The organism is Bradyrhizobium sp. SZCCHNR1098, assembly GCF_032489375.1.
Taxonomy (GTDB): domain Bacteria; phylum Pseudomonadota; class Alphaproteobacteria; order Rhizobiales; family Xanthobacteraceae; genus Bradyrhizobium.
In genome coordinates this window covers 167,102-181,411 of sequence record NZ_JAUEXY010000014.1, presented here as the reverse complement: position 1 = coordinate 181,411, position 14,310 = coordinate 167,102, and the positions used below count along the sequence as shown (strand labels likewise).

The 14,310-nt window shown below is 65.3% G+C and carries 17 protein-coding genes; 4 read left to right on the top strand and 13 right to left on the bottom strand.

What is annotated here, in order from left to right; all coding sequences use genetic code 11:
* Nucleotides 1–173: 173 nt before the first annotated feature.
* The 12 genes from thiL to QX135_RS26615 all read right to left on the bottom strand — a co-directional run bounded on the left by thiL (nucleotide 174) and on the right by QX135_RS26615 (nucleotide 8,881).
* Nucleotides 174–1,166, bottom strand: coding sequence for a thiamine-phosphate kinase (gene thiL, locus QX135_RS26670; RefSeq protein WP_316180841.1), 993 nt, complete (start codon nucleotides 1,164–1,166; stop codon nucleotides 174–176).
* A 196-nt stretch (nucleotides 1,167–1,362) separates the two neighbouring features.
* Nucleotides 1,363–1,872, bottom strand: a complete 510-nt coding sequence (gene nusB, locus QX135_RS26665) for a transcription antitermination factor NusB (protein ID WP_315740220.1) — start codon at nucleotides 1,870–1,872, stop codon at nucleotides 1,363–1,365.
* A gap of 1 nt (nucleotide 1,873) precedes the next feature.
* Nucleotides 1,874–2,365 carry a 6,7-dimethyl-8-ribityllumazine synthase gene (gene ribH, locus QX135_RS26660; RefSeq protein ID WP_315740221.1) on the bottom strand — a complete coding sequence of 164 codons (492 nt, stop codon included), beginning with the start codon at nucleotides 2,363–2,365 and terminating at the stop codon, nucleotides 1,874–1,876.
* A 182-nt stretch (nucleotides 2,366–2,547) separates the two neighbouring features.
* Complete coding sequence (locus QX135_RS26655; protein WP_315773144.1) at nucleotides 2,548–3,156, bottom strand: riboflavin synthase; 609 nt, start codon at nucleotides 3,154–3,156, stop codon at nucleotides 2,548–2,550.
* Entirely contained in the window at nucleotides 3,156–4,307 is a 1,152-nt protein-coding gene (ribD, locus tag QX135_RS26650) for a bifunctional diaminohydroxyphosphoribosylaminopyrimidine deaminase/5-amino-6-(5-phosphoribosylamino)uracil reductase RibD (RefSeq protein ID WP_316180843.1), read from the bottom strand. Before ribD ends, QX135_RS26655 begins: the two co-directional genes overlap by 1 nt.
* Nucleotides 4,304–4,789, bottom strand: coding sequence for a transcriptional regulator NrdR (gene nrdR / locus QX135_RS26645; RefSeq protein ID WP_006612773.1), 486 nt, complete (start codon nucleotides 4,787–4,789; stop codon nucleotides 4,304–4,306). Before nrdR ends, ribD begins: the two co-directional genes overlap by 4 nt.
* A gap of 13 nt (nucleotides 4,790–4,802) precedes the next feature.
* Nucleotides 4,803–6,107: a serine hydroxymethyltransferase gene (glyA, locus tag QX135_RS26640; protein ID WP_315775160.1), complete on the bottom strand. Its 1,305-nt coding sequence runs from the start codon at nucleotides 6,105–6,107 to the stop codon at nucleotides 4,803–4,805.
* A gap of 184 nt (nucleotides 6,108–6,291) precedes the next feature.
* Nucleotides 6,292–6,513, bottom strand: coding sequence for a hypothetical protein (locus tag QX135_RS26635; protein WP_316180845.1), 222 nt, complete (start codon nucleotides 6,511–6,513; stop codon nucleotides 6,292–6,294).
* 356 nt (nucleotides 6,514–6,869) lie between these two features.
* Nucleotides 6,870–7,091 (bottom strand): hypothetical protein, encoded by a 222-nt coding sequence (locus QX135_RS26630; RefSeq protein WP_316180847.1) that lies wholly within the window; start codon nucleotides 7,089–7,091, stop codon nucleotides 6,870–6,872.
* Nucleotides 7,092–7,117: 26 nt separating this feature from the next.
* Nucleotides 7,118–7,333 (bottom strand): hypothetical protein, encoded by a 216-nt coding sequence (locus tag QX135_RS26625; RefSeq protein WP_315740226.1) that lies wholly within the window; start codon nucleotides 7,331–7,333, stop codon nucleotides 7,118–7,120.
* 207 nt (nucleotides 7,334–7,540) lie between these two features.
* Nucleotides 7,541–8,053 carry a transcriptional regulator LdtR gene (gene ldtR, locus QX135_RS26620; protein WP_008962376.1) on the bottom strand — a complete coding sequence of 171 codons (513 nt, stop codon included), beginning with the start codon at nucleotides 8,051–8,053 and terminating at the stop codon, nucleotides 7,541–7,543.
* Nucleotides 8,054–8,413: 360 nt separating this feature from the next.
* Nucleotides 8,414–8,881 carry a DUF6163 family protein gene (locus tag QX135_RS26615; RefSeq protein ID WP_315740227.1) on the bottom strand — a complete coding sequence of 156 codons (468 nt, stop codon included), beginning with the start codon at nucleotides 8,879–8,881 and terminating at the stop codon, nucleotides 8,414–8,416.
* Between the two features lie 216 nt (nucleotides 8,882–9,097).
* Between QX135_RS26615 and hemB the strand changes: the two genes are divergently transcribed.
* The 3 genes from hemB (at nucleotide 9,098) to QX135_RS26600 (ending at nucleotide 11,775) form a co-directional block, all read left to right on the top strand.
* The gene (hemB, locus tag QX135_RS26610) at nucleotides 9,098–10,159 is read left to right on the top strand and encodes a porphobilinogen synthase (protein WP_315740228.1); all 1,062 of its coding nucleotides are present in this window, start codon (nucleotides 9,098–9,100) and stop codon (nucleotides 10,157–10,159) included.
* 214 nt (nucleotides 10,160–10,373) lie between these two features.
* On the top strand, nucleotides 10,374–10,907 hold the full coding sequence (locus QX135_RS26605) for an RDD family protein (RefSeq protein WP_315740229.1): 534 nt from the start codon (nucleotides 10,374–10,376) through the stop codon (nucleotides 10,905–10,907).
* 91 nt (nucleotides 10,908–10,998) lie between these two features.
* A complete protein-coding gene (locus QX135_RS26600) occupies nucleotides 10,999–11,775 on the top strand; it encodes an arginyltransferase (protein ID WP_315740230.1) in 777 nt (258 codons plus the stop codon).
* Between the two features lie 88 nt (nucleotides 11,776–11,863).
* On the opposite strand, the gene QX135_RS26595 is transcribed toward QX135_RS26600, so the two are convergent.
* Entirely contained in the window at nucleotides 11,864–13,240 is a 1,377-nt protein-coding gene (locus QX135_RS26595) for an Nramp family divalent metal transporter (RefSeq protein ID WP_316180850.1), read from the bottom strand.
* A gap of 203 nt (nucleotides 13,241–13,443) precedes the next feature.
* Here QX135_RS26595 and QX135_RS26590 point away from each other — a divergent pair, with 203 nt between their 5' ends.
* Entirely contained in the window at nucleotides 13,444–14,232 is a 789-nt protein-coding gene (locus tag QX135_RS26590) for a class I SAM-dependent methyltransferase (RefSeq protein ID WP_315812794.1), read from the top strand.
* Nucleotides 14,233–14,310 lie beyond the last annotated feature (78 nt).

The window sequence follows — 14,310 nt, the reverse complement described above, 5'->3', positions numbered from 1 at the left end:
ACTACGTCACGCCGCGATGGTGCGACGCACGCCCCCTGTCAGGCCGCCCCGGGCGGAGCCGCCTCGAACATCATGAAGCTTGCCAAAATCGCCATGATGACGCAACGCCGCGACGCCTGAACCGCTCCAAATTCAGACGCTTCTTTGGTCGCATTGTGCGGTGCAAATAGGTGTCAGAAGTGGCTGAAGGACAAACGCGTCAGTGTGACTGGACGGCCCTGTCCGTCCAGGAAGCGCGGGGCTCGCGTTCCTTCGACGATGGCGCCGATGTCGGTGACGGCAACGCCCGCCGTCTCGGCTGCAGCACGGAACGCTGCGCATTGCGCTGCGGGAACAGTGCAGAGGATCTCGTAATCGTCGCCGCCGGAGATCATGCTTTCAAGCTGCGCGGCCCCGACAGCGAGCAGCTTCGCCGCCGCCGGCGATCGTGGAATGTGTGACAGCGCGATGTCGGCGCTCACGGAAGAGGCGGCGCAGAGCTTGGTCAGGTCGCCCGCGAGGCCATCGGAGACGTCCATCGAGGCGGTCGCGTAGTCTCTCACGGCCGCGGCCAGGGCATTGCGCGGCTGCGGCGTGCGATAGCGGCCGATCAGCATATCCCGCGCGACGGGATCGTCGGCCAGCGCCGCCGCCTCCGCTGTGCCCGTCAGGATGCGCAGGCCGAGCGCGGCATCACCGATCGTTCCCGTGACCATCACCCGGTCGCCGGCACGCGCCCCGAACCGATGCACCATCCGGCCCCGGGGCACCCGCCCCCAGGCTGCGATCGAGATCATCACGGGACCGGGCGTCGACACGGTGTCGCCACCGAGCAGCGGACAGCCGAACGCCGCCGCGTCCTCGCCGAGGCCGCGCGCGAACTCCGACAGCCACGCCTCGTCCTTCTCGCGCAGCGCCAGCGTCAGGACGAAGCCGGTGGGCACGGCGCCCTTGGCGGCGAGATCGGACAGGTTCACCCGCAGCGCCTTGCGCCCGACGGTGTCGGGGGGATCGCTGGCGAGAAAATGGACGCCTTCGACGATGGCGTCGGTCTTGACGACGATGTCGTCACCATTGGCCGGAATGATCGCGGCATCGTCGACGAGGCCGAAGGCGCCGGGGTCGGTCGCCAGCGGCTTGAAATAGCGGGCGATCAGGGAGTCTTCGCCGGAGGGGTTGTGGGTCACGCGCTCGTCCCCCACACTTTGCACACTCTGCTGTCATCGCCCGGCTCGACCGGGCGATCCAGTACGCCGCGGCCCTTCCGTATCCCTTGAACGTCTCTGGAATACGGGATCACCCGCCGTCGCGGGTGATGACAGTCGAGGAAAGAGACTGGCATCGCGCCGGTTCGCAGCGATCGTGCTCCGGCGCCCCCCATCGCTACTTCGGCCCCATCTCGTCGGCTCGGTATTGCCGGGCGAGTTGCTCCAGCACGGCGTTGACCATGCCGGTCTCGTCGCGCTCGACGAAGGCATGGGCGATGTCGACATATTCGGACACGACGACCCGCGCCGGAATGTCCTTGCGCCGCTCCAGCTCATAGGCGCCGGCGCGCAGCACCGCGCGCAAGATCGCCTCGATCCGCTGCAGCGGCCAGCCGCGCTCCAGCGCCGTATCGAGCACCGGATCGATCTTGGTCTGGTCGCGCACCACGCCGGAGACGATGTCGCGGAAGAAGGCGGCCTCGGCCGGCAGATACTGCTCGCCCTCGACCTCGTTGCCGAGCCAGTGGCTCTCGAACTCGGCCAGCACGTCGTTGATGCCGGCGCCGGCGATGTCCATCTGGTAGAGCGCCTGCACGGCGGCAAGCCGCGCCGCGCCGCGCCGGTTGGCCTTCCGATCGTTTGCTCTGACCGGGCCCTTGAACGGTTTGTTGCTGCTCTCGGCCATCTCAGCCTCGCGCCAGACGGCGTTTGATGCGCAGCACGGCGAGCGCGGCCCGCGCAGCATCGCCGCCCTTGTTCATTTCCGAGACGCGGGCGCGCGCCCAGGCCTGGTCCTCGGTGTTGACCGTCAGGATGCCGTTGCCGAGCGGTAGGCCGCGCGCCACCGACAGGTCCATCAGCGCCCGCGAGGACTCCTGCGACACGATCTCGAAATGGATGGTGTCGCCGCGGATGACGCAACCGAGCGCGATCGCCGCATCATAGGGCTTGCCGTTCTTGGCGGCCGCATCGAGCGCAATGGCAATGGTCGCCGGAATCTCCAACGATCCGGTGACCGTGAGAACATCATAGCCCACGCCCGCCGCCTTCAGCTCGGCGGTGGCGCCCTCCAGCAGGGCATCCTGAAGGTCGTCGTAGAAGCGGGCCTCGACGATCAGCGCCCGGGCGCCGGAGATGTCGGTCTGGTCTTTGAGCGGCGCGCGCCGTGCGTCTGCCATGGTTCTGTTTCCATTGTCTTCAGGTGCCTCGTCCCAAGGGAGCGGCCATCCGGCCGCCTCGCGAAGGGCGAGATGAAATCGGCCTCATGCTGCGAGACGACACATCAGCGCCTCCTCGCAATCAGGGCTGGCCTTGTAGGCGCCAGCGCCCGCAAAGCCAAGACGGAAAGCCCCCTTCGAGGCTACTTCATTTCCGTAAGGCGCGCGGCATAGCGCGCCATCAGGTCGACCTCGATATTGACCTCGCTGCCGGCCTGCCAGGACGACAGCGTGGTGACCGACAGCGTATGCGGAATGATCAGCACCGAGAAGGCCAGTTCGTCGACGGTGTTGACCGTCAGCGACACGCCGTCGAGGGTAACTGAACCCTTGGTGGCGATGAAGCGCGCCAGATCCCGCGTTGTCTTCAGCACGAACCGCGCCATATCAGGCAGGTCGTCGCGGCTGACGATGGTCGCAATACCGTCGACATGACCCGAGACGATGTGACCGCCGAGCTCGTCGCCGATCTTCAGCGCCCGCTCCAGGTTCAGCTTCGTTCCGACGCGCCAGTGCTTGGCCGTGGTCAGCGCCAGCGTCTCCGCGGCGGCATCGACCTCGAACCAGGTCTTGCCGTCGGTGAGGCCCGACTGCACGACCGTGAGGCAGACGCCGTTGTTGGCGATGGACGCGCCATCGGCGATCGTGGCCTGGTCGTAGCTGCAGGCGATGCGCAGCCGGTGCAGCTTGCCCTCGGTCCGCGGCGTCAGGCTGACGATCTCGCCGATGTCGGTGACGATGCCGGTAAACATTACGCGCGCTCGTAAATCGTAAGGGTGTCGGGATCGAGCGTTTCGCTAGCACGAACGCGATAGGCCGGCGACTGCGTGATTGCGGTCAGCGGCAATGCATCCAGCGCAGCGATCCCGTCCGCTCCGATCTCCCCGGGACCACGCAGCAGCCAGATTTCATCGACCAGGCCACTTGCCATGAAAGATGATGCGACGCGGCTGCCGCCTTCGATCATCAAACGGGTGATGCCCTTCTCGGCGAGCGCCTTGAGCACGGCGGGTGGCTCCAGTGCCGACGGTGCGACCTGCGGCGGCAGGCGGATCACCTGCGCGCCGGCGGCTCCCAGCTTGGTCGCTGCGGCGGGCTCCGCCACCTCAGAGGCAACGAGCCAAAGCGGCGTCGTCCGCGCTGACTGCACCAGACGGCTGGCGGTCGGGAGGCGCAGGACGGGGTCGAGCACGACACGGACCGGCGAGCGGGATTCCATGCCGGGTAGCCGGCAGGTCAGCAGCGGATCGTCGGCGATCGCGGTGCGCACGCCGATCAGGATTGCGTCGCTCTGGGCACGCAACACATGCACGCGCGTCCGCGCCGCTTCGCCGGTGATCGCGACCGGCGTGTTGCCCGCGGCTGCAATCTTGTCGTCGGCCGAGACGGCAAGCTTCAGGATCACATGCGGCCGCCTGTCGCGGATGCGTCGGAAATGACCCGAATGGTCGCGCTTGGCGTCCGCCGAGCAGAGGCCGACCTCGACCTGGATGCCGGCAGCGCGGAGCTTCGCATGTCCCTGCCCTGCGACCTCCGGATTGGGATCCTCGATCGCCGAGACGACGCGGCTGATTCCGGCTGCGATGACCGCGTCCACGCAAGGCGGCGACTTGCCGACATGCGAACACGGCTCCAGCGTCACGTAGAGCGTGGCGCCTTTGGCTGCCTCCCCGGCACGGCGCAGCGCCTCGGGCTCGCCATGAGGACGTCCACCGGGCTGGGTCCAGCCGCGGCCGACGATCACGCCGTCCTTGACCACCACGGCACCGACGGCGGGATTGGGCCAGGTCCGCCCCAACCCGCGGCGGCCGAGCGTCAGCGCGAGCTGCATGAAGCGGCGGTCGGCGTCCTTCTGAGCCTTCAGCTTCTCGCCGACCTGATCGACCAGAACCCGGAAGATCATTTGCGGACCGGCGCGAGGCGCGGTGCTTCGTCCTCCGCCGAGAGCTCGCCGAGCACGGCCTCGAAATCCTTGGCCTCGCGGAAATTGCGGTAGACCGAGGCGAAGCGGACATAGGCCACGTCGTCGAGATCGCGCAGATGCTCCATCACGATCTCGCCGATCGCCTCCGAGGACACTTCCGACTCACCGCCGCTCTCGAGCTCGCGCACGATCGCCGAGACCATCTTCTCGACCCGCTCCGGATCGACCGAGCGCTTGCGCAAGGAGATCTGCACCGAGCGCATCAGCTTGTCGCGGTCGAACGGCACGCGGCGGCCGTTGCGCTTGATCACGGTCAGTTCGCGCAGCTGCACCCGCTCGAAGGTCGTGAAGCGGAAATTGCAGGTGACGCAGACCCGCCGCCGCCGGATCACCGAGGAATCCTCGGTGGGGCGGGAGTCCTTCACCTGCGTATCGAGGCTGTTGCAGCTCGGGCAGCGCATTTCGCGTTAAGCCTTACTGATAGATCGGGAACCGGTCGGTCAGCGCCTTCACCTTCCCCTTGACCGCAGCTTCCACCAGCGGCGCGCTGCCGTCCGGCGCCTGTGCGATCGCGTTCAGCACCTCGGCGATCAGGCTGCCGACCTGCTGGAATTCGGCGACGCCGAAGCCGCGGGTCGTCGCCGCGGGGGTGCCGAGGCGCAGGCCCGAGGTGACGAACGGCTTCTCGGGGTCGAACGGGATGCCGTTCTTGTTGCAGGTGATGCCGGCGCGGACCAGCGCCTTCTCCGAGACGTTGCCCTTCAGGGCCTTGGGCCGGAGGTCGACCAGCATCAAATGGTTGTCGGTGCCGCCGGAGACGATGTCGAAGCCGTGCGCGCGCAGCGATTCCGCCAGCGCCTTCGCGTTCTCGACGATGTTCTTCGCGTAAGTCTTGAACTCCGGCCGCAGCGCCTCGGCGAAGGCCACCGCCTTGGCCGCGATCACATGCATCAGCGGACCGCCCTGCAGGCCCGGGAAGATCGCCGAGTTCAGCTTCTTGGTCAGCGCCTCGTCGTTCCAGAGGATCAGGCCGCCGCGCGGGCCACGCAGCGATTTGTGGGTCGTGGTCGTCGTGACGTGGGCATGCGGCACCGGCGAGGCATGCACGCCGCCGGCGACGAGACCGGCGAAGTGCGCCATGTCGACCAGGAGGTAGGCTCCGACGTGGTCTGCGATCTCGCGGAAGCGCTTGAAGTCCCACGGGCGCGAGTAGGCGCTGCCACCGGCGATGATCAGCTTCGGCTTGACCTCCTCGGCCTGCTTGGCGACCGCATCCATGTCGATCAGATGATCGTCGCGGCGGACCGTGTAGTGCGCGGCCTTGAACCACTTGCCGGACATGTTGACCGGCGAGCCGTGGGTGAGATGGCCGCCGGCGGCGAGGTCGAGGCCCATGAAGGTGTCGCCGGGCTGCAGGAGCGCCAGGAAAACGGCCTGGTTCATCTGGCTGCCGGAGTTCGGCTGGACATTGGCGAAATTGGCGCCGAACAGCTTCTTGGCGCGGTCGATCGCGAGGTTCTCGGCGACGTCGACCCATTCGCAGCCGCCATAATAGCGCGCGCCCGGATACCCTTCCGCGTACTTGTTGGTCATCACCGAGCCCTGGGCCTCCAGGACCGCCCGGCTGACGATGTTTTCCGAGGCGATCAGCTCGATCTCGTGCCGTTGCCGACCGAGTTCACCCTTGATGGCGGCGGCGATTTCGGGATCGGCCTCGGCCAGGGTGGCGGAGAAGAAGGAATCGACTGACGAGGCGGGCTTGGCGCTGGAAGCGGTCATCGGCGGAATATCTCCACGTCCGCAAGGCCTTAGGTGGCCTGCGGTCGGTTCAGTGAAGTCGGTCGGAAAAGACCCCTGCCCTTACCATATGGGCGGCGGCAGGCCAAGGGACAGGCCAAGCGGTTGCGGGTCAAACCCGATATTTGCGCCAGATATGGTGGACGAGGTCCGGAGCAAGCCCTGCTCAAGCCCCGCCGCAGGAGTGCCAGCTTTCCGACATCTGCCACGTTTCCTTGGTCCGGAGATTGGTCGCCTTGTAGATTCGCCCCCGATCATCGCCGGGCGGGCATTGCTTCGGCTTCCAGACGGTGCAGAGACGCACGGGATCGCCCAGTTTGGAATGGGCCACGACGGCGTTCCACTCTGCGTCGATCTGCTCGGCACCGTTCTGGTACAGCACGTGCATCCCCGGATCCATAATAGGATCACCATACTTGTCGCGCTTCTCGCCGCGCTTGAACGGGGTAGGCGACAGCGGCTCATCAAACCGATCAGCAATTTTCGTGATCGTCGTCGCTGCGCAGGCGCCTATTCTGGCCAGTGCTTCTCGACTGTTCGGTCCCTTCTGGGGTTAAACCGTCTCAGCCATACTCCTCGTGGGCAGGCTCAGCTCACCGCACGCGAAGGCCAAGATTCCTGCCACGACAATGACTCGGGACACCAAATGCATCGCCCCCAAATACAAACAACCTGCATGAAACCGGACGGTCTCATACAGGTTGTGAGGCAAGCGCGCGGCGAGCAATGCCGCACCGAAAGAAATCAGAGGCCGGTGTAGCCCGCCTTCACCGGATCGACGCGGCCATCGAGCTGACGCAGATAGGTCAGGCCGCATACCGTCAGGCGGTGCGGATCGCGCTCGCCGGCTTCGAACATGGTCTGGATATAGGCGCTCACCTTGCGGCGCGCCTCGTCGCTCGCCGCGGCGGTGCGGTTCGCCAGCAGGTCGTAAGTGTGCATGATGCGATCGATGGCGGCTTCCATATCATCCCCTCTTGAACGTCAGGCCGTCAGGCAGACTTGAACATCGAGATCGCCTTGTTGGCGAGCTTGAGCTTGTTGAATTCTCCGCGGTGAATCAGCTGAACGATGATGTCGACAAGTCTCTCGTTCGGCGCGAACTCCTCTGGCAGCTCGCCGGAGAGACGCAGATAGTTGGAGGCGATGGCATAGGCATCCCCAACCATCGCCACGTTCATGACTTGCATTCCGGCATCGTGCAGCATGGTCCGACCTCCGGTCCAGGGACATAAGCCCAGGAGCCTCGATTGGTTCCAATTCGGACCGGGGTTTTTGCCAAGGTTTTTGCCAAGGCGAACAAGAAAACGCCGGCCCGAAGGGGCCGGCGCAAGAACGACTTCCAGACGATCAACGGCTGTCCGGTTTTGGCTCTCGATGTCTGAGGCCGGCTCAGCCGAAACGGTGAGACCGGCTCAGAGGCGATACAGGATCTGGTCGGTCCAGAACCGCTCGAGACGATGCAGCGACTTGTTGAGCGTGGAGAACTCCTCGCTCGAAATGCCGCCGACCTGCTCCACGGTCTTGACGTGCTTCTGATACAGCGAGTCGACGATGCGGCGGATCTCCTGCCCCTGCGGGGTCAGGCGGATGCGGACCGATCGGCGATCGACGCGCGAGCGCTGGTGGTCGAGGAAGCCGAGCTCGACCAGCTTCTTCAGGTTGTAGGAGACGTTGGAGCCGAGATAGTAGCCGCGCGTGCGCAGCTCGCCCGCGGTCAGCTCCTTGTCGCCGATGTTATAGAGCAGCAGCGCCTGGACCGAATTGATATCGGAACGACCACGGCGGTCGAACTCGTCCTTGATGACGTCGAGCAGACGGCGATGCAGCCGCTCCACCAGCGTCAGTGCTTCCAGATAGAGCGACTGCACGGTGCCGCCCTGGCCCGGCGCAGCAGTCTCCACGGCCGTCGCAACGGCTTTCATCATGACACTTCCCCTGTCGTCGTTTTTGTCGACTTATTCGACGAAACTTTTGTCCCGTCTGATAGAACGAACTTAAGGGGCGTGCTTTGAAGATCGCCTTAAATAAGAGCATAAAGAGAGAATGAATCGCGGAGAGTGAATCCTCTTTTAATTCAGTAATTACAGAGGCTTTTGCAAGAGTCCGTTGACGGTCGAGGGGCGATGTTCGCGGTTCGTTTCACCCACCTGTCGCATTACAAAACACGCTTGGGTAGCGCTGCTAAGGTCTCTGTAACAGCTGTGGCGGACGCTCTTAAGGTGTTCGAAACATTACTTGCATCGCGCTGAAAAGATTTACAGCGTGCAACGAATTTTCCGCACGACCTATGGTGGCCGCTCCCGGGCCGCCATCCAGGCCAGTACGAGGTAGGCGGCGAGCATGACCGCCTCGCCCGCGACCACCAGCAGATTGCCGCCATAGATGCCCGGGAACATGAGCTCGATGACCGCCATCGAGACGACCGTGGTGAGCCACACCACCGCGCCCCACGGCGTGGCCAGCCACAGGCCCACGGCGGCGACGAGCTCGATCACCGCGAAATAGACCGTCGCGGCCTGCCAGGCCATCGCCTGGTTCTCGAACGCGTCGTCCTCGCCGCCGATGAAGCCGGTCACCTGGGCCCAATGGTAAAGGCCCTTGGCAATCGAGAGCATGGCCATGACCCGCAGGAACAGCACGAGCCGCCGCGTCCAGACATTGTCGTCGCTCTCGCGCCGATCCGAGGACATGGCGGCAATCGACATGGCGGCGTTGTCACGCGCCAGATCTCGCGCCGAGGGAATCTCAGCCATGGCAGCTCGAGCAGAACAGGCGGGTCGTCATTGGGGCCTCTCAAGACCAGGAGCATGGCGATTCTTGGCCGGCCGGACCGTGAAATCAACCGGGCCGGAAATCAACCGGGCCGCTTGCGTCAGGTCAAGTGACGGGCGACGGGCAAAGTGCTACAGATTGTTGGAATTACAACAAGTCAAAATCCGGCTCGCCGGTCAGCAAGGAGCCAGCCCCCCATGGCGATCAAATTCGGGCGCCCGATCGACCTGCGCGACACCGCGCGCAATCCGGCCACTGGACTGACGCCGGCGCTCGACCTCACCATCCGTCCCCGCCGCAACCGCAAGGCCGAGTGGGCACGCCGGCTGGTGCGCGAGAACGTGCTGACGACGGACGATCTGATCTGGCCCCTGTTCGTGGTGCAGGGCGACCGGACCCGCAGCACCGTCGCCTCGATGCCGGGCGTGGAGCGGCTGAGCGTCGACGAGATCGTCCGCGACGCTGAGCGTGCCGCCAAGCTCGACATTCCCTGCATCGCGCTGTTCCCCTATACCGAGCCGTCGCTGCGCGACGAGCACGGCTCCGAGGCCTGCAACCCGGACAATTTGGTCTGCCAGGCGGTGCGTGCGATCAAGAAGGAGTTCCCGGAGATCGGCGTGCTCTGCGACGTCGCGCTCGATCCGTTCACCAGCCACGGCCATGACGGCCTGATCCGGGACGGCCGCATCCTCAACGACGAGACGGTCGCCGTGCTGGTGCGCCAGGCCCTGGTGCAGGCCGAGGCCGGCTGCGACATCATCGCGCCGTCGGACATGATGGACGGCCGGGTCGGCGCGATCCGCCAGGCCCTGGACCAGGCCGGCTTCCTCGACGTGCAGATCATGGCCTATGCGGCCAAATATGCCTCCGCCTTCTACGGCCCGTTCCGCGACGCGATCGGCTCGGCCAAGACGCTGACCGGCGATAAGCGCACCTATCAGATGGACAGCGCCAACTCCGACGAGGCGCTGCGCGAGGTCGAGCTCGACATCGCCGAGGGCGCCGACATGGTGATGGTGAAGCCGGGCATGCCCTATCTCGACGTCGTCAGGCGCGTGAAGGACACGTTCAGCATGCCGACCTTCGCCTATCAGGTGTCGGGCGAATACGCGATGATCACGGCCGCCGCCAACAATGGCTGGATCGACGGCGACCGGGCGATGATGGAGAGCCTGCTGGCCTTCAAGCGCGCCGGCGCCGACGGCGTGCTCACCTATTTCGCCCCGCAAGCTGCCGAGCGGCTGCGGCAGCAGCGCTGAGGAGGCGCTGGGATCTTTCCGAGACCCCCACGCTCCTTGAGCGCGCCGCTCCTTGAGCGCGCCGCTCCTTTCGCCTGCGCGGGCCGCCGGCTCGCGAAGTTCTGGCTTACAAGTCGCGAAATAGCCGGAAATTTGCCGCGTCCCATGCACGAACGGCCCTTGCAAGCGCAAGAGGGGTTCCCATGTCCTGGGTGCCAATCCGGAGGGCTTATTCATGGCGTATATGGGTTCAGGCGATAGCAATGGCGGTCCCGGTGCTCGGCCACACGCCTACGATCCCTATCAGCAGCCGGAATTGTTTCGCGGCGTGCTGACGCGGCGGATGATTGCGTTCCTGATCGATCTCCTGGTGCTCTCGGTCCCGGTAATCCTGGCGGTGATCTTCATTGCCGTGTTCGGCGTGGTCACGCTGGGTCTCGGCTGGGCGTTGTTCTGGCTGGTGTCGCCGGCTGCGGTGATCTGGGCCATCGTCTACTACGGCGCAACGATCGGCGGGCCGAACTCGGCGACGATCGGCATGCGGGTGATGGATCTGGAGGTACGGACCTGGTATGGCGCGCCGGGCTATTTCGTGCTCGGTGCCGTGCACGCGGTCTGCTTCTGGGTCTCGGTCTCGGCGTTGTCGCCGTTCGTGCTGCTGATCGGACTGTTCAACAGCCGCCGCCGGCTGCTGCACGATTTCGTGCTCGGTACCGTCGTGATCAACACGTCCGTGCGCTCGCAACTGACTGAACCGGCTCGCACCTGATGAGACGTCCGGTGGCACTGCAAAAGCGATTGACCGGCCGCCTCCGGAGCGCAATTCTGTTGATGATCGCCTCGGAGGCTCACGACGTTCCTTGACCCAGCATTCGCGTGACACCCCGCAATTCTACCTGACCGCGCCCTCGCCCTGCCCCTATCTGCCGGGGCGGCAGGAACGCAAGGTGTTCACGCATCTGGTCGGCGACAAGGCGACCGATCTCAACGACCTCCTGACCCATGGCGGCTTCCGCCGCAGCCAGTCGATCGCTTACCGGCCGGCCTGCGACCAATGCCGGGCCTGCGTGTCCGTCCGCGTGATCGCCAACGAATTCCGCCCCTCGCGCAACTTCCGCAAGGTGCTCGCGCGCAATTCCGATCTGGTCGGCGAGCAGCGCAGCGCCGTGCCGACCTCCGAGCAATATTCGATCTTCCGCAGCTATCTCGATCAGCGCCATCGTCATGGCGGCATGGCCGACATGACGGTGCTCGATTACGCCATGATGGTCGAGGACAGCCATGTCGAGACGCGAATCATCGAGTACCGCCGCCGCAATCTGAGCAACGGTCCGAATGCCCGCGGCGGCGAACTGGTCGCAGTGGCGCTGACGGACGTGCTCAGCGACGGCCTGTCGATGGTGTACTCGTTCTTCGACCCCTCGGAGACCACGCGCTCGCTCGGCACCTTCATGATCCTCGACCACATCGCCCGGGCGCGGCGCCAGGGCCTGCCCTACGTCTATCTCGGCTACTGGATCGAGGGCTCCAAGAAGATGGACTACAAGAGCCGCTATCTGCCGCAACAACGTCTCGCGGCTGCCGGCTGGCTGCGCGTGGATGCCGAAGGCGACACCGCGCCCGAGCCGCAGGACTAGAGGAGGCGAATAGCGAATGGGGAGTAGCGAATAGAGCGCTTCGAACGTCCCTATTCGCTACTCCCCACTCGCTATTCGCCTATCCTCATCATCCCGTGGCCAGATCCCACACCAGCTTGGTATTGAGCGCGATGATCACCACCGCGATCAAGGTCGCGAGCGCCGTCAGCCAGCGCGGCGCCACGAACTGCCCCATCTTGGCCCGGCTCGCGGTGAGCAGCACCAGCGGCACGATCGCGAACGGCAGTTGCAGGCTGAGCACGACCTGACTGAGGATCAGGAGCTGCCCGGTCGCCTTCTCGCCGGCCCAGATCGTCACCACCACGGCCGGCACGATTGCGATCATGCGGGTGATCAGCCGGCGCAGCCAGGGCGCGATCCGCCAGTGAAGAAAGCCTTCCATCACGATCTGACCGGACAGGGTCGCGGTGATCGTCGAATTCAGGCCGCAGCACAAAAGCGCGATCGCAAACAGCGTCGGCGCCAGCGTCGACCCGAGCAGCGGCGCCAGGAAGGAATGCGCCTGATCAAGCTCGGCGACGTCGCGTTGTCCGGTCCGGTGGAACGTCGCCGCCGCCAGGATCAGGATCGAGGCGTTGATGGTCAGCGCAAGGCACAGCGCGATGGTCGAATCGATCGTGGAGAGCGTGATCGCCTCGCGCTTGTCCTCTGGGCTGTCGCCGTAGCCGCGGGTCTGGACCAGACCGGAGTGGAGATACAAATTGTGCGGCATCACGGTGGCGCCGAGAATGCCGAGCGCCAGATAGAGCATCTCCGGGTTGGCGATCAGCTGTCCGCTGGGGACGAAGCCCTTCACCACCTCGGCCCAGTCCGGCTGCGCCATCGCGATCTGGATCGCGAAGCACAGCGCGATGATACCGAGCAGCGCGACCACGAACGCCTCGATCCAACGGAAGCCGAAGGCCTGCAGCGCCAGGATCAGGAAAACATCGAGCGCGGTGACGCAGACGCCGATCGACAGCGGCAGCCCGAACAGCAGGCTGAGACCGATCGCAGTACCGATCACTTCGGCGAGGTCGGTGGCCGTGATCGCGATCTCCGCCGACAGCCACAGCGGCAACGAGACCCAGCGCGGCGTCGAATCGCGGCACGCCTGGGCCAGGTCGCGGCCGGTTGCGACGCCGAGCCGGGTGCACAGCGACTGCAGCACGATCGCCATCAGGTTGGACAGCAGCGCGACCGACAACAGCACGTAGCCGAACTTGGCACCGCCGGCGAGCGAGGTCGCCCAATTGCCGGGGTCCATGTAGCCGACCGCGACCAGATAGCCGGGTCCGAGAAAGGCGATCAGCTTTCGCCAGAGCGACCCCTTGGTTGCGGTTCGCACTGTCGCGAACATGTCGCCGAGAGAGGGCTCACCGCGCTCACCGCGCCAGCCGGAGCGGCCGTCGCTGGGCTGAACCAAGGCTTGCAGTTGCGAAAGATCTGACCGTTTTGCGTCCATTCCGCTATCCTGAACGAAACCGACCTTTAATGCAACTGACTTGCAAGTAGAGGAGCGCTGCGGGCTGGTACCCGCGAGCGTTGGTATTAATCCAATACCATTCCATCATGGCAGCTGCTCGCCCTTGCCGATTCGCGAGAGCGCCTGAAGCACACACGAATCGGCGCGGCCGGGTCCCCGTCTCCCCACTGACCGGATCCAACATGTCTGCCCACCTTGGCCTCCGACCGATCTCCAACGCGCCTGTTCCTTGCAAGATCTGTGACGGTCCTGCCGACCTCTACGGCGTCGTCGACATGAACCGCCCATGCCAGACGGCGCATGCGTATCGCGCGCCGCTCTCGGGTGTGCCCATCTATTACCGGCGCTGCGCGGACTGCGGCTTTCTGTTCACCGACGCCTTCGACGACTGGAGCATCGAGCAGTTCAAGACCCACATCTACAACGACGGCTACGAAGCCGTGGATCCCGACTATCGGGTCAAGCGCCCGACCGACAATGCGGCGGCCGTCGCCCGCTTCTGGGCGCCACACAAGGCCGGCATGCGGGTGCTCGACTTCGGCGGCGGCAACGACGTCTTCTGCACCGGCCTGCGTGCTCAAGGCTTTGCGGAAGCGGTCACCTATGATCCGATGGTGGCCGAGCACGCCACCCGCCCCGATCGCAAGTTCGATCTCGTCACCTGCTTCGAGACGCTGGAGCACGTGCCCGATCCGCTGGCGACGATCGGAGCCATGGCGGCCTGCGTGGCCGAACCGGGCGCGGTGTTCTACTCGACACTGACGCAGCCCGACGACTTCGACAGCCAGGGCATGTCCTGGTGGTATGTCGCACCGCGCAACGGCCACATCTCGATCTATACCAAGCATGCGCTGGCGCTGGCCTGGCACCGGTTCGGATTCAAGACAGCGCCGCTGAATGCCGGCACGCATCTGGCGTTCCGCACGCTGCCCCCGGAATGGGGATTGGCCGAGGCCCCGACCGCGGCATAGGCCGTCCGCAGCACGACGGCCGATACCGGAGATCAGGAAGCGGGTGGGCGCAGGGAGGCGGCGTTGTGATGATGGCCA